The sequence below is a fragment of the Mesorhizobium sp. P3_A8 genome (assembly GCF_056402995.1).
On sequence record NZ_JBFUGI010000001.1, the window covers coordinates 263,679 to 280,215 of the forward strand.

Consider the following 16,537-nt stretch of genomic DNA (forward strand, 5'->3'; position numbering starts at 1 on the left):
CCCATCCAGGTACATCAGAACAATAGTGATGAATTGTGCGCCAATTAAAGGCGATGCATAAGTCCCGGTCGAGCGGAGTGCGACAAAAACACTTTCAAAAATTTTCGGGGGAATGCGAGAAGCACCCTTTCGATATCCTGATCATAGTTCGGGCGATGCCCGGCCGGAGGGACAATGCGTTACATCAGAGACATGCGCGGCTATGGAGCCAACCCGCCGGACCCGAAATGGCCTGGCGGTGCGCATGTCGCGGTGCAGTTCGTCGTCAATTACGAAGAGGGCGGCGAGAACTGCGTCCTTCACGGCGACAAGGCGTCTGAAGCCTTCCTGTCTGAAATCGTCGGCGCGGCACCCTGGGTGGGTCAGCGCCACTGGAACATGGAATCGATCTACGAGTATGGCGCGCGGGCCGGCTTCTGGCGGCTGCTGCACCTGTTCAGCGAGGCCGAGGTGCCGGTGACCTGCTACGGCGTTGCTACTGCGCTGGCACGTTCACCCGACCAGGTTGCGGCCATGCAGGATGCCGGCTGGGAAATCGCCTCGCACGGGCTGCGGTGGATCGATTACCGCGACCATGCGCCGGAAGATGAACGTCGTGACCTCGAAGCGGCGATCAAGCTGCATTACGAGGTGACCGGTCAGCGCCCCAACGGCTGGTATACGGGCCGCACATCGGTCAACACGGTGCGGCTGGTCGCCGAAGAAGGCGGCTTCGACTACGTCTCCGACACCTATGACGACGAACTGCCCTACTGGTTCGAGCACAGCGGCGGCACGCAGCTCATCATCCCCTATACGCTCGACGCCAACGACATGCGCTTCGCCACGCCGCAGGGCTTCAATTCGGGCGACCAGTTCTTTGCCTATCTCAAGGACAGTTTCGACACGCTCTATGCCGAGGGCCAGGCAGGGCGGCCGCGCATGATGAATATCGGCCTGCATTGCCGGCTCGTCGGACGGCCGGGCCGAGTGGCGGCGCTGAAGCGCTTCGTCGACTATGTCAGATCGCACGACAAGGTCTGGCTGGCGCGGCGCATCGACATAGCCAAGCACTGGCAGGAGAACCATCCCTACAGACCGGCGGCACTGCGCCCGTCGAAGATGGAATTCGAAACCTTCGTCCACACTTTCGGCGGCGTGTTCGAGCATTCGCCCTGGATTGCCGAGCGGGCCTACGAGCTGGAACTCGGTCCGGCACACGATACGGCAGGCGGCCTGCACAATGCGCTTTGCCGCATTTTCCGCGCCGCCAGCGAGACCGAGCGGCTGGGCGTGCTCAACGCCCATCCCGACCTCGCCGGCAAGCTGGCCAAGGCCAGGCGGCTGACGGCGGAATCGACCCGGGAACAGGCCTCCGCCGGCCTTGACGCGCTGACCGACAAGGAACGCGAACTGTTCTCCAAGCTCAACGCCGCCTACGTCACCACCTTCGGCTTCCCCTTCATCATCGCGGTGAAGGGCAAGACGAAGGAGGAAATCCTCGCCGAATTCGAGGCGCGCATCGGCAACAGCCGCGGCATCGAATTCGAGACCGCCTGCAAACAGGTCGAGCGCATCGCGCTGCTTCGCCTCAAAGACATGCTACCGCAATAGGTTTGAACCCATGGATACGATCAGGATGCCCGAGCGAACCTATTATGCGCCGCATGGCGGCCATTCCGGCCAGAGCGAGCTGTTGACCGGACGCGCCGTCTTCACCGAGGCCTATGCCGTCATCCCCAGAGGCGTGATGCAGGACATCGTCACCAGCGCCTTGCCGTTCTGGGACAAGACCCGCGTCTGGATCCTGTCGCGACCGCTGTCCGGTTTTGCCGAGACCTTCTCGCAATACATCGTCGAGGTCGCGCCCGGCGGCGGCAGCGAGCGGCCGGAGCCCGATGCCGGCGCCGAGGGCGCCCTTTTCGTGGTCGAGGGCGAACTGACGGTTCTGCTCGCCGGCAAGAAGCATGTCTTGCGGCCGGGCGGCTTTGCCTTCCTGCCGCCGTCCAGCGGCTGGACCGTTCGCAACGAAAGCAAGGCCGCAGTCCACTTCCATTGGATTCGCAAGGCTTATGAGGCGGTCGACGGTCTCGACACGCCTGAAGCCTTCTTCACCAACGAGCAGGACATCGCGCCGACGCCGATGCCAGGCACCGAAGGCCGCTGGGCAACGACGCGGTTCGTCGATCCCGCCGATTTGCGCCACGACATGCACATGACCATCGTCACGCTCGAACCGGGCGCCGTCATTCCCTTCGCCGAGACCCATGTCATGGAGCACGGGCTCTATGTGCTGGAGGGCAAGGGGGTCTATCGCCTCAACCAGGACTGGGTCGAGGTCGAGGCCGGCGACTATATGTGGCTGCGCGCCTTCTGCCCGCAGGCCTGCTATGCCGGCGGCCCCGGCAAATTCCGCTATCTGCTCTACAAGGACGTCAACCGGCACGCCAAGCTTGGCGGGGTGGGCATTGGCGGTCGCGCGCGGTGACCCGCATCGTCGCGCAACCGCTGACCCGTGAGGCCTTTGCCCCCTTCGGCGATGTCATCGACATGGGCGGCGACAACCACTACCCGATCAATGGCGGGCGCGCCGAACGCTACCACGATCTCGCCACCGCCGAGGCCGCAGGGCCGAACGGCCGCGTGCTGATCTCGATGGTGCGCGGCACGCCTTACGAACTGCCGCTGAAACTGACCATGGTCGAGCGTCACCCCTTCGGCAGCCAGGCTTTCATCCCGCTGTCGCCGCGCCCATTCCTGGTCGTCGTCTGCCATGACGGCAAGGAGGGGCCGGGCGAGCCGCATGCGTTCATCACCGCGCCCGGACAAGGCATCAATTATTCCCGCAATCTCTGGCACGGCGTGCTGACGCCGCTCGGCGAGGCTCAGGATTTCCTGATCGTCGACCGTGGCGGAGACGGCTCCAACCTCGAAGAATTCCACTTCTCGCACGCCTACGAGATCCATCTTCCCTAAAGAGTTCCCTTTCCAATGACCGACATTTCTCTGATCGACCGCCTGCTCGACGTCATCGAGCACGACATCGTGCCGAAGACGGCGGACGGCGTCACCCACGGCAACAAGCTGTTCGGCGCCGCGATCCTGCGCAAGGACGATCGCTCGCTGGTGCTGGCCGAGACCAACAACGAAATCGAGAACCCGCTCTGGCACGGCGAAGTGCACTGCCTGAAGCGTTTTTACGAAATGCCGAAAGCCGAACGTGTCGACACCAAGGACGCCATCTTCATCGCCACGCACGAGCCGTGCTCGCTCTGCCTGTCGGCGATCACCTGGACCGGCTTCGACAATTTCTACTATCTGTTCAGCCATGAGGATTCGCGCGACAGTTTCGCCATCCCGCACGATCTGAAAATCCTGAAAGAGGTCTTCACCCTCGATCCCGGCGGCTACAATGCCGAGAATGCCTATTGGAAGAGCTTTTCCATCCGCCGACTGGTGCGAGCACTGCCCGAGGCCGACCGTCAGCGGCTGGAGACGCGTATCGGCAAGATCTCGGCCCGTTACGACGAATTGTCCGGCGCCTACCAGGCGAGCAAGGCCGAGAACGACATTCCGCTGAACTGAGGGGATGAAGCGGTAGCGGCACAGCTCGCATAATTCGCTGCTCCAGTCGCGAATGGCGATTGAAAGTTGCCGCGCAGCGGGGCGTTATGCCTGCCATGAAAACCGTCACAGAATTTCCCCGCAAGGTCATCGAATTCCCCGATATGGGCATCGTCATGCCGGATGGCTGCCGGCTGTCGGCGCGGGTGTGGATGCCTGAGGATGCCGGCGACGATCCGGTGCCTGTCGTCCTCGAGCACCTGCCCTATCGCAAGCGTGACGGCACCATCTTTCGCGACCAGCTGACCCATCCCTATTTCGCCGGGCACGGCTACGCCTCGATCCGCGTCGACATGCGCGGCAATGGCGATTCCGAAGGGCTGATGGACGACGAATATTCCGAGCAGGAACTGCAAGACGCCTGCGATGTCATCGCCTGGGCAGCTAACCAGCCCTGGTGCAACGGCAATGTCGGTATGATGGGCATTTCCTGGGGCGGCTTCAACTGCCTGCAGGTGGCGGCCAAGCAGCCGCCGGCGCTGAAGGCGGTGATCAGCCTGTGCTCGACCGTCGACCGCTATGCCGACGACATCCACTACAAGGGTGGCTGCCTGCTGATCGAGAATTTCGGCTGGGCATCGACGATGCTGTCCTATTCGTCGCGGCCGCCGGATCCGCTGATCGCCGGCGACAACCGCTGGCGTGATCTGTGGCTGACGCGGCTGGAGAACCAGTCCTTCCTTTTGCCGCTCTGGCTCAGCCACCAGCACCGCGACGCCTACTGGAAACGCGGTTCGATCTGCGAGGATTTTTCCGCCGTCAAGGCGGCCGTGCTGTCGATCGGCGGCTGGCATGACGGCTACCGCAACACGATCTCGCACCTCGTCACCAACATCGAGGCGCCGGTGAAGGGCATTGTCGGCCCCTGGATCCACAAATACCCACATTATGCCGGGCCTCAGCCGGCCATCGGCTTCCTGCAGGAGGCGCTACGCTGGTGGGACCGCTGGCTGAAGGGCACCGAGACCGGCGTCGAGGACGATCCGGCATACCGCGCCTATGTGATGGACAGCGTGCGTCCGGCCCGCTGGCACCCGGAGCGGCCGGGCCGCTGGGTGGCGGAGCAACAATGGCCGTCGCCCGCCATCAAGGTCCAGACGATCGATCTGCTGCCCAAGGGGAGCAAACCGGCCATCGTCGCCTCGCCGCAGACCTGCGGCCTTGCCGGCGGCGAGTATTTTCCGTTCACCTTCGGTCCGGAACTGCCCGGCGACCAGCGTCCCGATGATGCGCTGTCGGTCTGTTTCGACCAGCCGGAGCTCGCCGAGGCGATAGACATTGTCGGCGCGCCGGAAGTTCAGGTCACGCTGTCCTCCGATCGCCCGCAGGCCAACATCGCGGTGCGCCTGTGCGAAGTGCATCCCGACGGCGCTTCGGAGCTGATCTCCTATGGCGTGCTCAACCTGACGCATCGCGACTCGCACGAATTCCCGCGGGCGCTGGTGCCTGATGAAACCGTATCGGCGCGCGTGGTGCTCGATCAATGCGCCTACCGCGTGCCGGCCGGCCACCGCCTGCGCATTGCCGTGTCGAACGCCTATTGGCCGGCCATCTGGCCCTCGCCGGAGCCGGTACAACTGACCTTGTCGGCGGCGACGCTGGCCTTGCCGCTGCGACCGCTGGCGAAAGGCAACGAAACGACGTTCGCCGAACCGGAAGGTGCCACGCCCTGGGCCACCGAGACGGTTCGGCCCGCCAATTCCGAACGCCATGTCGATCGCGACGAAAAGACCGGACTCGTCACGCTTTCCATAGCGGATGATTTCGGCGAAGTGCGCGATCTCGACCACGGCCTGGGCCATGGCAGCATCGCCCGCGAGACTTGGGCGATCCATCCCGACAATCCCTTGTCGGCCTCGGGAAAAACACACTGGACGCAGACACTGTCGCGAAATGGATGGTCGGTGCGCACCGAGACATGGGCAGAGATGCGATCGGACGCGCAAAACTTCATCGTCAGCGCCAGAATCGAGGCCTATGAGGGTGAAAGAATCGTCTTCGAGCGCAATTTCGAGGAAAAGATTCCACGCGCGCTTGTCTGAGCGCTGAAGAGGTTGGTCCAAATGCGACGTACGATTTACGCCACGGCATGTCGCATTCGGTCTTGCTTACGGCATTAGCTTACCCTCATTATTCAGGGAGAATTAACAAAGAAAATCGACCGCAGAGTCGAACCAACAGAGTGAGGAACTCAAAATGTCGAATGAACTCGAATTCCTTAGCCGGCGTGTTGCAGCGGGCAAGCTGAGCCGTCGCGATTTTCTCGGCCGGGCGGCTGCGCTCGGCATCGCGGCACCCTTCGCCAACTCACTGCTTTCAAGTGCCGCGCGCGCGGCAGGCCCGGTCAAGGGCGGCACCATCAAGGCCGGTCTGGTCGGCGGTGAATCCACCAACAGCCTCGATCCGGCGCTGATGATGACGCAGGTGCCGTTCGCCTTCGGCAAATGCTGGGGCGAAATGATCGTCGAGCTTTCGCCGGACGGCAAGCTCGAGAACCGCATCGCCGAGGAGATCGGCTCGTCCAAAGACGCCAAGACCTGGACGCTGAAAATCCGCGACGGCGTCGAATTCCACAACGGCAAGACCGTGACCGCCGAGGACGTTGCCGCCACGCTCGAACGCCATTCCGACGAGAAGTCGAAATCCGGTGCGCTCGGCTACATGAAGGGCATCGAGACCATCAAGGCCAACGGCAAGGAAGTCGTGCTGACGCTGAAGGAGGCCAATGCCGACCTTCCCTATTTGCTCAGTGACTATCACCTGATCGTCCAGCCCAACGGCGGCAAGGACAAGCCCGACGCCGGCATTTCGGCTGGCCCGTATGTGGTCAAGACCAACGAGCCCGGCGTGCGCCATGGCGGCGAGCGTTTCGCCAACTACTGGCAGGGCGACAAGATGGGCCATGCCGACCAGATCGAGGTCATCGTCATCAACGACGCCACGGCGCGCACGGCGGCCCTGCAGGGCGGCCAGGTCAACATGATCAACCGCGTCGAGCCGAAGATCGTCGACCTGATCAAGCGCGTGCCGGGCGTGACCATCCGCAACCACGCGGGTCCGGGCCACTACGTCTTCATCATGCATTGCAACACGGCGCCGTTCGACAACAACGATCTGCGCATGGCGCTGAAGCTCGCCATCGACCGCGAAGAGATGCTGACCAAGGTGCTGCGCGGCTACGGTTCGCTCGGCAACGACTTCCCGATCAACTCGGCCTACCCGCTGTTCACTGAGATCGAGCAGCGCAAGTATGATCCCGACAAGGCCAAGTTCCACTACAAGAAGTCTGGCCATGACGGCACCGTGCTGCTGCGGACCTCGGACGTCGCCTTCCCGGGCGCGGTCGATGCTTCCCAGCTCTTCCAGCAGAGTGCGGCCAAGGCCGGCATCAAGATCGAGCTCAAGCGCGAGCCCGGCGACGGTTACTGGAATGAGGTCTGGAACAAGCAGCCGTTCTGCGCTTCCTATTGGGGCGGCCGCTCGACGCAGGACCAGATGTACTCGACCGCCTATCTGTCGACCGCCGACTGGAACGACACGCGTTTCAAGCGCCCGGATTTCGACAAGATGGTGCTGGCAGCGCGCGCCGAACTCGACGAGGCGAAGCGCAAGCAGATGTACCACGACATGGCTGTCATGGTGCGCGACGACGGCGGTCTGATCCTGCCGATGTTCAACCAGTTCATCGACGCGACCGGTGCGAAGGTCGACGGCTGGGTGGATGATCCGCATCAGGAACTGATGAACGGTTACGCCCTGGCGAAGTGCTGGCTGCAGGCCTGAGTCCGGCTTTGCAGAGATGTCCTCACCCATCCTGAAACTAATCGCCCAGCGCATTGCGCTGGGCATCCTCCTTCTGTTGGCCATTTCGGTCCTGATCTTCGCCGGCACCCAGATCCTGCCCGGCGACGTTGCGCAAGCCATTCTCGGACAATCGGCGACGCCGGAGTCGCTCGCCAATCTGCGCGAGCAGCTCGGGCTGAATGATCCGGCCTATGTCAGGTATTTCCACTGGCTCGGCGGCGTATTGACCGGCGACCTCGGCACAGCCATGTCGAGCGGGCAGGACATCGCCACCTCGATCAAGGGCCGGCTGTGGAACACGCTATTCCTCGCCTTCTGGGCGGCGATCGTGGCGGTGCCGCTGGCGATTATCCTCGGCCTGATCGCGGTGCGCTACCGCAATGGCTGGGTCGACAAGCTGATCTCCGGACTGGCGCTCGCCTCGACCTCGTTCCCGGAATTCTTCATCGGCTATGTGCTGGTCTATTTCTTCGCCGTGAAGTGGCAGATCTTTCCCGGCATCTCGACTGTCTATGACGGCATGCCGTTCGGTGAGCGGATGCAGGCGATCGCGCTGCCGGCGACGGCACTGACGCTGGTGGTGCTCGCCCACATGATGCGCATGACGCGCGCGGCGATCCTCAATGTCATGCAGTCGGCCTATGTCGAGACGGCGGAACTGAAAGGCCTGTCGGCGTTCAACGTCATCCGCAAGCACGCATTCCCCAATGCCATCGCGCCGATCATCAACGTCGTCATGCTCAACCTCGCCTATCTCATCGTCGGCGTCGTCGTGGTCGAGGTGATCTTCGTCTATCCCGGCATGGGACAATATCTCGTCGATCATGTGACCAAGCGCGACGTGCCGGTGGTGCAGGCCGTCGGCCTGATCTTCGCCGCCGTCTACATCAGTCTCAACATCATCGCGGACATAGCGGCGATCATCGCCAATCCGCGTCTTCGACATCCGAAATAGGGGGCGGGCATGCTCGATATCAAACGCATCCCCATCCCCGCGCTGATCGGCATAATCCTGACGGCACTGTTCGTGCTGGCGGCGATCTTCGCGCCCTGGATCTCACCGCATGACAACGCCGAGATCGTCGGCGATGTCTGGGAGCCGATGTCGGCGGCGCATTGGCTGGGCACCGACAATCTCGGCCGCGATCTGCTGTCGCGGATGATCTACGGCGCCCGCATCACTCTGTTCATCGCGGTGCTGGCCACCGCGCTGTCGTTCTCGCTCGGCGCCATACTGGGGTTCTCGGCAGCGGTGTTCGGCGGCTGGTTCGACACGATCCTGTCGCGCCTGGTCGATCTCCTGATGTCGATCCCGACACTGATCATGGGCCTGGTCGTGCTCTCCGTACTGCCGACCAATTTGGTGACGCTGATCCTGGTGATGGGCATTCTCGACTCGACGCGCGTCTACCGCCTGTCGCGCGCGGTCGCCGTCGACATCAACGTCATGGATTACGTTGAAGCCGCCAAGCTGCGCGGCGAAGGCAGCGCCTGGATCATCTTCCGCGAGATCCTGCCCAATGCGCTGTCGCCGCTGGTCTCGGAACTCGGCCTGCGCTTCATCTATGCGGTTCTGTTCCTGTCGACACTGTCCTTCCTCGGCCTTGGCGTGCAACCGCCGGATGCCGATTGGGGTGGCATGGTCAAGGAAAACAAGGATGGCATCGTCTTCGGCATAGGAGCAGCACTCATCCCGGCGGCGGCGATCGCCATGCTGGCGATTTCGGTCAATCTGGTCGCGGACTGGGTGCTTAACCGTACGACAAGCCTTAAGGGAGGACGCGGGTGATGGCCGACAGCAAAGCAAAGCCCGGACAATCCAAGCAAGGCCTGCTGCTCGACATCCGCAATCTGCGCATCGAGGCTACCGTCTACCCGCCCGGCGAGGCGCCAAAGAACATCGTGCTGGTGCACGACGTCTCGCTGACGCTGGAAAAGGGCAAGGTGCTCGGCCTGATCGGCGAATCCGGCGCCGGCAAGTCGACCATCGGCCTGTCGTCGATGGGTTATGGCCGCGGCGGCGTGCGCATCACGGGCGGCGAAGTGATCCTCAACGGCCGCGACATCCTCAAGGGCGGCAAGGAGGGCTTTCGCAAGTTGCGCGGTCGCGAGGTCTGCTACGTCGCGCAATCGGCAGCCGCCGCCTTCAACCCGGCGCACAGGCTGATGGACCAGGTGGTGGAAGCCACGCTGCTGCACGGCACGGCGACACGGGCGGAGGCCGAGAAACGCGCCGTCGCGCTGTTCAAGAAGCTCAGCCTGCCCAATCCCGAAACCATCGGCGAACGCTTCCCACACCAGGTCTCGGGCGGCCAGCTGCAGCGCGTGATGACGGCGATGGCGCTGTGCTCCGAGCCGGACCTGATCGTCTTCGACGAGCCGACCACGGCGCTCGACGTGACGACGCAGATCGACGTGCTGGCGGCGATCAAAGACGCCATCCGCGACACACATGTGGCGGCGCTCTACATCACCCACGACCTTGCCGTCGTCGCCCAGGTCTCCGATGAGATCATGGTGCTGCGGCACGGAAGGCTGGTCGAATGGGGTGGCACCCGCCAGATCATCAAGGAACCGCGCCAGGAATACACCAACGCGCTGGTCTCGGTGCACGAGATCGAACATGCCGAGCAAAAGCCCGGCACGACGCCGTTCCTGTCGGTCAAAAACGTCACCGCCGCCTACGGCCGCAGCCACATCAAGGTGTTGAAGAACGTCTCGGTCGACATTTTTCCGGGCCAGACGCTGGCCGTCGTCGGCGAGTCCGGCTCCGGCAAGTCGACGCTGGCGCGCGCCATCACAGGTTTGCTGCCGCCGGAAGAAGGCACCGTCACCTTTGACGGCCGTCCACTGGCCAACAAGCTTGCCGACCGGCCGAAAGAAGATCTGCGGCAGTTGCAGATGATCTACCAGATGGCCGACGTGGCGATGAACCCACGCCAGACCGTCGGCACCATCATCGGCCGGCCGCTCGAATTCTATTTCGGCATACGCGGCAAGGAGCGCGACAAACGCGTCGCCGAACTGCTCGACAAGATCGAGATGGGCAAGGGCTTTTCCGACCGCTATCCGGCCGAGCTTTCCGGCGGCCAGAAGCAGCGCGTCTGCATCGCCCGCTCGCTCGCGGCAAAACCCAAGCTGATCATTTGCGACGAGGTGACCTCGGCGCTCGACCCCTTGGTGGCGCACGGCATCCTGAAGCTGCTGCTCGAGCTGCAGAAGGAGGAGAATGTCGCCTATCTGTTCATCACCCACGATCTGGCGACGGTGAAATCGATCGCCGATTCGATCGCGGTGATGTATCGCGGCGAGGTGGTGCGCTATGGCGCGAAAAGCAAGGTGCTGACGCCCCCCTTCGATGACTACACCGACCTTCTCCTGTCATCGGTCCCGGAGATGGAAATCGGCTGGCTGGAAAAGGCGATCAAGGGGCGGCGTATGGCCAGCGCGGGGAACTGAGCCAATTCCAGGAAAGGTGTGAACCGTCCGGAATTGCGTCAGACAAGGAATAACCCGAGCCGTTAGCCTGGGGCGGCTGCCGTCATCCAGATGCAACACGAAAGCGCCACACGTCCTTGCGGACGGGCGCTGCTCGTGACGTTGTTTTCAACAAGGGGTAGGACATGAAGACTGAACTCGACCATCTCGCTGATCTCGCCGGCCAGGGCCGGATATCGCGCCGCGACTTCCTTGGCCGTACGGCGGCACTGGGTGTGTCGGCGGCGCTGGCAACGACGCTGGCCGGGAAAGCCTTCGCACAGACGCCGGTCAAGGGCGGCATCATCAAGGCCGGCCTGCAAGGCGGTGAATCGACCAACAGCCTCGACCCGGCACTGAACCTCAGCCAGGTCACCTACAGCTTCGGCAAGCAGTGGGGCGAATATCTGGTCCGGCTGATGCCCGACAACAGCCTGACCAATATGATCGCGCAGGAGATCGGCGCGTCCAAGGACGCCAAGACCTGGACGATCAAGGTGCGTGACGGCATCGAGTTCCACAATGGCAAGACCGTTGCCGCCGAAGACATCGCCGCCACAATCGAGCGCCATGCCGACGAAAAGTCCAAATCCGGCGCGCTCGGCATTCTCAAGAACATCAAGGGCGTCAAGGCGAGCGGCAAGGAAGTCATCGTCACGCTCGGCGATGCCGACGCCGATTTCCCCTATCTGATGGCCGACTACCACCTCGTCATTCAGCCGAATGGCGGCAAGGACAACCCGAATGCCGGCATCAGTGCCGGCCCCTACAAGGTCACCGTCAACCAGCCGGGCGTGCGCCATGGCGGCGAGCGCTTCGCCAATTACTGGCAGGGCGACAAGATGGGCCATGCCGACCAGGTCGAGATCGTCGTCATCAATGACGCGACGGCGCGACTGGCAGCCCTGCAAGGCGGCCAGGTGCACATGATCAACCGCGTCGAGCCCAAGGTTGTCGACCTGGTCAAGCGCATCCCCGGCGTCACCATCGAGAACGTGTCGGGCAAGGGCTATTACCCGTTCAACATGTTCTGCGACACCGCCCCCTTCGACAGCAACGACCTGCGCATGGCGCTGAAGCTCGCCATGGACCGCGAGGAGATGCTGGAGAAGATCCTGCGTGGCTATGGCTCGGTCGGCAACGACTTCCCGATCAACGAAGCCTACCCGCTGTTTTCGACCGACATCGAACAGCGCAAATTCGATCCGGACAAGGCGGCGGCTCTCTACAAGAAGTCGGGCCACAGCGGCTCCATTCTGTTGCGCACCTCCGACGTTGCCTTCCCCGGCGCCGTCGACGCCGCCCAGCTCTACCAGCAGAGCGCCGCCAAGGCCGGCATCAAGATCGAGATCAAGCGCGAACCGGGCGACGGCTACTGGTCGGAAGTCTGGAACAAAAAGCCCTTCTCGCTCTCCTACTGGGGCGGCCGCGCCACGCAGGACCAGATGTATTCCACCGGCTACGTCTCGACCGCCGACTGGAACGACACCCGCTTCAAGCGGCCGGAATTCGACAAGATGCTGCTTGCGGCGCGCGGCGAACTCGACCAGGCCAAGCGCAAGGCGATCTACCACGACATGGCGGTGCTGATGCGCGACGAAGGTGGCCTGATCGTGCCATTCTTCAACCAGTTCATCGACGCGGCCGCCACCAACAAGATCGGCGGCTTTGCCAAGAGCCCGATCGGCGAGATGATGGATGGCTACGCGCTGGCCGAGTGCTGGCTCAACGCTTAGTCGAACCCTGCCTGTGTGATTCACGTGTAAGAACGCCGTGTGCCCGAAACGGCATGCGGCGTTCCCGTTTCAACTGCCAGACATCATGGAGCAGCCCATGGCGCTCGAATCCAAGCTTCTGCTGATCATCCTCGATGGCGTGCCCTACCGGAACTGGCGCCGGCTGATGGGCAATCTCGAGGGCTGGGTGCAATCGGGCGAAGCACGGGTCTGGAAGATGCGCTCGGTGCTGCCGTCGACCTCGGCCTGCTGCTATGCCTCGATCCACACCGGCGTGTCGCCGCAGGTGCACGGCATCCTCTCCAACGAGAACCGCTTCCGCGTGACCCAGCCGGATATATTTTCGGAAGTCAGCAAGGCCGGCGGCAAGACGGGTGCGGTCACCCATTCCTACTGGTCGGAATTCTTCCGCTCCTACCCCTTCGACCTGGTCGAGGACATGGAATATGACGAGCCAAGCGGGCCGATCACGCACGGTCGCTTCCACACCATGACCGGCTACAATTTGCGCAACCAGATGACGCCGAGCGATGTCGACCTGTTCGCGACGCTGACCATGCTGACCAAACGCCACGGCATCGACTACGGCATCTTGCACACCTGCACGCTGGACTCGATGGGCCATCGCTTCGGCCACGACTGTCACGAGATGGACCATGCCGTCTATGCGATGGACGGCATGCTGGCGGCTTTCCTGCCGAGCTGGATCGAAGCCGGCTACGAGGTGATGGTCACCGCCGATCACGGCCAGACCGACCGCGGCCACCATGGCGGCCATGATGACGAGATGCAGGATTTCGCACTGTATTATTTCGGCCCCGGCAAGGGACCGGAGGGCGACACGCTGCTCGACCAGTTGCAGCTGGCGCCGACGGTGCTGAGCCGGCTCGGCGTGGCTATTCCGGCGACGATGAAGGCGAAGTCTTTCCTAAGCTGAGCGCGACCTTCCCTTCTTCCCTTGTGGGAGAAGGGAAGACCCTGCCACTGGCAACCTCCGCGCTCTTCGGTTAGCCTCCCAAAATTCCTTGGCGGAGGATGAACCTTTTTGGACCGATCAGCGACAGAACAGACAGGAGCCAGGCGGCTCGACCGGCCATGACGGCAGCGACGGAGACCGATCGCGCGCTTGTCGACCGGGTCGCGAAGGGCGACCGTGCCGCCGTGCGGCTCCTGTTCATGCGCCACCACGCGCGGGTCTACCGCTTCGTGGCGCGCCAGACGGGATCGGAAATGATGGCTGACGATATCGCGAACGAGGTGTTCCTCGAACTGTGGCGGCAGGCGCCGGGCTTCGAAGGACGCTCCGAAGTCTCGACATGGCTGCTCGGCATCGCCCGGTTCAAGGCGCTGTCGCTGCTGCGCAAGAAAAAGGAAGACTGGATCGACGACGAGGCCGCCGCCGCGGTGCCCGACGGTGCCGATACGCCGGAGGTCGTCACGATGAAAGAGGACAAGGCCGCCGCCTTGCGCCGCTTCATCGACGCCTTGCCCGAAGAGCACCGCACGGTGATCGACCTTGCCTATTATCACGGACAGTCGGTGACGGAGATCGGCGAGGTGCTCGGCATCCCGGTCGCGACCGTCAAGACCCGGATGTTCTACGCCCGCAAGAAACTCGGCGAGGCCCTCAAGGCCGCCGGTTACGACAGGGGGTGGCCATGAGCGCCGCTGAAAAAATGTCGCGCCGCGACGAAATGGAAACGCTGCTGCCGTTCTATCTGAACGGCTCGCTGGAAGGCTCCGATCTCGAAGCCGTCGAGGAATGGCTGGCGACCGATCCGGCGGCAATGGCAGCCCTTGGCGAGGCCGAGGCCGAGTTCTCCGGCACATCGGCCGCCAATGAAGCAGTCCGCCCGCCCGCCGATGCACTCAGCCGCTTCGCCAAGGCGCTCGACGCCGAGGTCGGACCTGCGCGCAAGCCGGCAGGCTCATCCTGGCTGGCGCAGGCCTGGGGCCGCTTCATGGCGGTGCCGGTCGGCGTCGCCTGGGCGGCGGCCGCGGTCCTGCTGGCGCTGATTGCGGTGCAGTCTTTGGTGCAACCCGGCGGCAAGGGCAAGGATTTCGAGATCGCCGGCGCGGAAGACGACCTGGCGAAACTGCCGTTCGCGCTGGTCAAGTTCAAACCGGATGCGAAGATGTCGGATATTTCTGCATTCCTCGGCAGCAACGGGCTGAAAATCATCGGCGGACCGACCGCCGACGGCGTGTTCCGGCTTGCCATCCCTGCCGCCAACGCAGCCGACTATACCAAGCAGCTCGGCCTTATTGCCGCCCAGCCTTTCGCTGAGACTGTGATCGAGGGAAGGAAACCGGTTGATGGCGGCTGAGGCGGCCCTTCGATTTGCGGCGATCCTGGCAGTGGCGATGACAATCGCCGCCGTGCCCGCGTCGGCGCAGACCAACGCCGCCAATGGCGACCAGACGAAAATCGACTGCCGCAACGGCACCAACGCTGCTGGCGCCGACTGCGCCAAGGACGGCAGCGGCGCCAACGACAAGGCCGGCGGTGCTGGGCCTGCCCAGGCCGGCGCCGTCTTTCTTCCCGCTTTGATCGTCGACCTCTTCCCCAATCCGGTCGCGCCCCCGGCACCGGTGCCGACGCCACGACCGGAACCGACTCCGCCGCCCGGCAACAACCAGGTCAGCCCGCCAGCCGGCGGCGCGATCGTCTCGCCGACCGATCTCATCGCCGTTCAACCGCCGCGCGCCGTGACCGGTGATTTCGTGCCCGACGAGGTGCTGGTGACCGTTGATGGCGATGCCGGCGCCGTGCAGCAGATCGCCGCCTCCTTCGGCCTCGAGGTGCGCTCGCAGCGCCAGTCCCGGCTGCTTGGCACCACGCTGGTGCGCTTCGGCATTCCCGACGGCCGCCCCGTCGGCGTCGTGCTGGCGCAGCTTGCCGCCGATGGCCGCACGCAGCGGCGCGAGCCCAACCACATCTATTCGCTGCAGCAGGCGGCCGGCATCGTCAACTATGCCTTCGATCGCATCGCGCTCGATGCCAAACAGGCCAGCGGCGAAAACGTTCGTGTCGCCGTCATCGATACCGGCATCGACGACACCAACCCGGCGCTGGCCGGCGTCATCGCCGCGCAGTTCGACGCCATGCCGGACGTGCCGATCGAAAAGCGCGACCATGGCACTTCGATCGACGGGCTGATCGCCGGCGTCGGCGCGCTGGAGGGCATGGCGCCGGGCGCCAGGATTTATCACGCCCGCGCCTTCGAGGGAGGCAAGTCGACCATGGATGTCATCCTGTCGGCGCTCGACTGGGCCGCGGAGCAGAATGTCAGCATCATCAATATGAGCTTCGTCGGGCCGAAGAACGATTTGCTCGGCGCCGCCTGCCGCAATGCACGGGCACTCGGCATGGTGCTGGTGGCCGCTGCCGGCAATAACGGCCCGAAGGCGCCCTATGGCTATCCGGCCGCCTTCGACGGCGTGATCGCGGTGACCGCCACCGACGCCAAGGATGGGCTGATGCCGCAGGCCAATCGTGGCGCCTATGTCTTCATTTCGGCGCCGGGCGTCGAGATGGTCGCGCCAAGCGGCCCCGGCTCTGACGTCGTGACCGGCACCTCGTTCGCCGCGGCGATCGTATCCGGCGCCATCGCCAATCTCATCCATGCTTCGCCCGGCCGCTCGGCCGACGACATCGAGAAAGCCTTGGCGGCAACGGCGAAGGATCTCGGCCCCAAAGGGCGCGACAATGATTTCGGCTATGGGCTGCTGGACCTCAAGGCGGCAGAGGCGGCGAAAGAGTAAGTCTGAGGCTTAGACGCCTCTGTTTTCACGCATGCCGCTGCCCCGAAGCCGCCACGCCTTTGCGGGATTTTGATCGTGGCGCGAGGCGACGGAGATGTTATCTTCCCTCCTACCGGAGGGGACTATGCGGATCGTGTTGCTAGGTTCAGGCG

14 protein-coding genes are annotated in these 16,537 nt (G+C 63.6%); all 14 read left to right on the forward strand.

The window, feature by feature from the left end; all coding sequences use genetic code 11:
- Positions 1–174: 174 nt before the first annotated feature.
- The 14 genes from puuE (at position 175) to AC1DX4_RS01240 (ending at position 16,385) form a co-directional block, all read left to right on the forward strand.
- Positions 175–1,593 (forward strand): allantoinase PuuE, encoded by a 1,419-nt coding sequence (gene puuE / locus AC1DX4_RS01175; protein WP_477218575.1) that lies wholly within the window; start codon positions 175–177, stop codon positions 1,591–1,593.
- A 10-nt stretch (positions 1,594–1,603) separates the two neighbouring features.
- Positions 1,604–2,467 (forward strand): bifunctional allantoicase/(S)-ureidoglycine aminohydrolase, encoded by an 864-nt coding sequence (locus tag AC1DX4_RS01180; protein WP_477218576.1) that lies wholly within the window; start codon positions 1,604–1,606, stop codon positions 2,465–2,467.
- The gene (locus AC1DX4_RS01185; RefSeq protein WP_477218577.1) at positions 2,464–2,955 is read left to right on the forward strand and encodes an ureidoglycolate lyase; all 492 of its coding nucleotides are present in this window, start codon (positions 2,464–2,466) and stop codon (positions 2,953–2,955) included. The genes AC1DX4_RS01180 and AC1DX4_RS01185 overlap by 4 nt, the downstream gene beginning before the upstream one ends.
- 15 nt (positions 2,956–2,970) lie before the next feature.
- On the forward strand, positions 2,971–3,564 hold the full coding sequence (locus tag AC1DX4_RS01190; RefSeq protein WP_477218578.1) for a nucleoside deaminase: 594 nt from the start codon (positions 2,971–2,973) through the stop codon (positions 3,562–3,564).
- A gap of 95 nt (positions 3,565–3,659) precedes the next feature.
- Positions 3,660–5,645 carry a CocE/NonD family hydrolase gene (locus AC1DX4_RS01195; RefSeq protein ID WP_477218579.1) on the forward strand — a complete coding sequence of 662 codons (1,986 nt, stop codon included), beginning with the start codon at positions 3,660–3,662 and terminating at the stop codon, positions 5,643–5,645.
- A gap of 154 nt (positions 5,646–5,799) precedes the next feature.
- Positions 5,800–7,386, forward strand: coding sequence for an ABC transporter substrate-binding protein (locus tag AC1DX4_RS01200; RefSeq protein ID WP_477218580.1), 1,587 nt, complete (start codon positions 5,800–5,802; stop codon positions 7,384–7,386).
- Positions 7,387–7,402: 16 nt separating this feature from the next.
- Positions 7,403–8,362 (forward strand): ABC transporter permease, encoded by a 960-nt coding sequence (locus AC1DX4_RS01205; protein ID WP_475454415.1) that lies wholly within the window; start codon positions 7,403–7,405, stop codon positions 8,360–8,362.
- Between the two features lie 9 nt (positions 8,363–8,371).
- Positions 8,372–9,196, forward strand: coding sequence for an ABC transporter permease (locus AC1DX4_RS01210; protein ID WP_477218581.1), 825 nt, complete (start codon positions 8,372–8,374; stop codon positions 9,194–9,196).
- The gene (locus AC1DX4_RS01215) at positions 9,196–10,866 is read left to right on the forward strand and encodes an ABC transporter ATP-binding protein (protein WP_477218582.1); all 1,671 of its coding nucleotides are present in this window, start codon (positions 9,196–9,198) and stop codon (positions 10,864–10,866) included. Before AC1DX4_RS01210 ends, AC1DX4_RS01215 begins: the two co-directional genes overlap by 1 nt.
- Positions 10,867–11,030: 164 nt before the next feature.
- On the forward strand, positions 11,031–12,620 hold the full coding sequence (locus AC1DX4_RS01220) for an ABC transporter substrate-binding protein (RefSeq protein WP_477218583.1): 1,590 nt from the start codon (positions 11,031–11,033) through the stop codon (positions 12,618–12,620).
- A gap of 97 nt (positions 12,621–12,717) precedes the next feature.
- Positions 12,718–13,557, forward strand: a complete 840-nt coding sequence (locus tag AC1DX4_RS01225) for an alkaline phosphatase family protein (RefSeq protein WP_477218584.1) — start codon at positions 12,718–12,720, stop codon at positions 13,555–13,557.
- Positions 13,558–13,715: 158 nt separating this feature from the next.
- Entirely contained in the window at positions 13,716–14,282 is a 567-nt protein-coding gene (locus AC1DX4_RS01230) for a sigma-70 family RNA polymerase sigma factor (RefSeq protein ID WP_027040618.1), read from the forward strand.
- The gene (locus AC1DX4_RS01235; RefSeq protein ID WP_477218585.1) at positions 14,279–14,947 is read left to right on the forward strand and encodes an anti-sigma factor; all 669 of its coding nucleotides are present in this window, start codon (positions 14,279–14,281) and stop codon (positions 14,945–14,947) included. The genes AC1DX4_RS01230 and AC1DX4_RS01235 overlap by 4 nt, the downstream gene beginning before the upstream one ends.
- The gene (locus AC1DX4_RS01240) at positions 14,937–16,385 is read left to right on the forward strand and encodes a S8 family serine peptidase (protein WP_477218586.1); all 1,449 of its coding nucleotides are present in this window, start codon (positions 14,937–14,939) and stop codon (positions 16,383–16,385) included. Before AC1DX4_RS01235 ends, AC1DX4_RS01240 begins: the two co-directional genes overlap by 11 nt.
- Positions 16,386–16,537: the final 152 nt, after the last annotated feature.

Coding starts and splice junctions, on each gene's coding strand:
- puuE (WP_477218575.1), top strand. CDS start 175: ATGCGTTACATCAGAGACATGCGCGGCTATGGAGCCAACCCGCCGGAC.
- AC1DX4_RS01180 (WP_477218576.1), top strand. CDS start 1,604: ATGGATACGATCAGGATGCCCGAGCGAACCTATTATGCGCCGCATGGC.
- AC1DX4_RS01190 (WP_477218578.1), top strand. CDS start 2,971: ATGACCGACATTTCTCTGATCGACCGCCTGCTCGACGTCATCGAGCAC.
- AC1DX4_RS01195 (WP_477218579.1), top strand. CDS start 3,660: ATGAAAACCGTCACAGAATTTCCCCGCAAGGTCATCGAATTCCCCGAT.
- AC1DX4_RS01200 (WP_477218580.1), top strand. CDS start 5,800: ATGTCGAATGAACTCGAATTCCTTAGCCGGCGTGTTGCAGCGGGCAAG.
- AC1DX4_RS01205 (WP_475454415.1), top strand. CDS start 7,403: ATGTCCTCACCCATCCTGAAACTAATCGCCCAGCGCATTGCGCTGGGC.
- AC1DX4_RS01210 (WP_477218581.1), top strand. CDS start 8,372: ATGCTCGATATCAAACGCATCCCCATCCCCGCGCTGATCGGCATAATC.
- AC1DX4_RS01215 (WP_477218582.1), top strand. CDS start 9,196: ATGGCCGACAGCAAAGCAAAGCCCGGACAATCCAAGCAAGGCCTGCTG.
- AC1DX4_RS01220 (WP_477218583.1), top strand. CDS start 11,031: ATGAAGACTGAACTCGACCATCTCGCTGATCTCGCCGGCCAGGGCCGG.
- AC1DX4_RS01225 (WP_477218584.1), top strand. CDS start 12,718: ATGGCGCTCGAATCCAAGCTTCTGCTGATCATCCTCGATGGCGTGCCC.
- AC1DX4_RS01230 (WP_027040618.1), top strand. CDS start 13,716: ATGACGGCAGCGACGGAGACCGATCGCGCGCTTGTCGACCGGGTCGCG.
- AC1DX4_RS01235 (WP_477218585.1), top strand. CDS start 14,279: ATGAGCGCCGCTGAAAAAATGTCGCGCCGCGACGAAATGGAAACGCTG.
- AC1DX4_RS01240 (WP_477218586.1), top strand. CDS start 14,937: ATGGCGGCTGAGGCGGCCCTTCGATTTGCGGCGATCCTGGCAGTGGCG.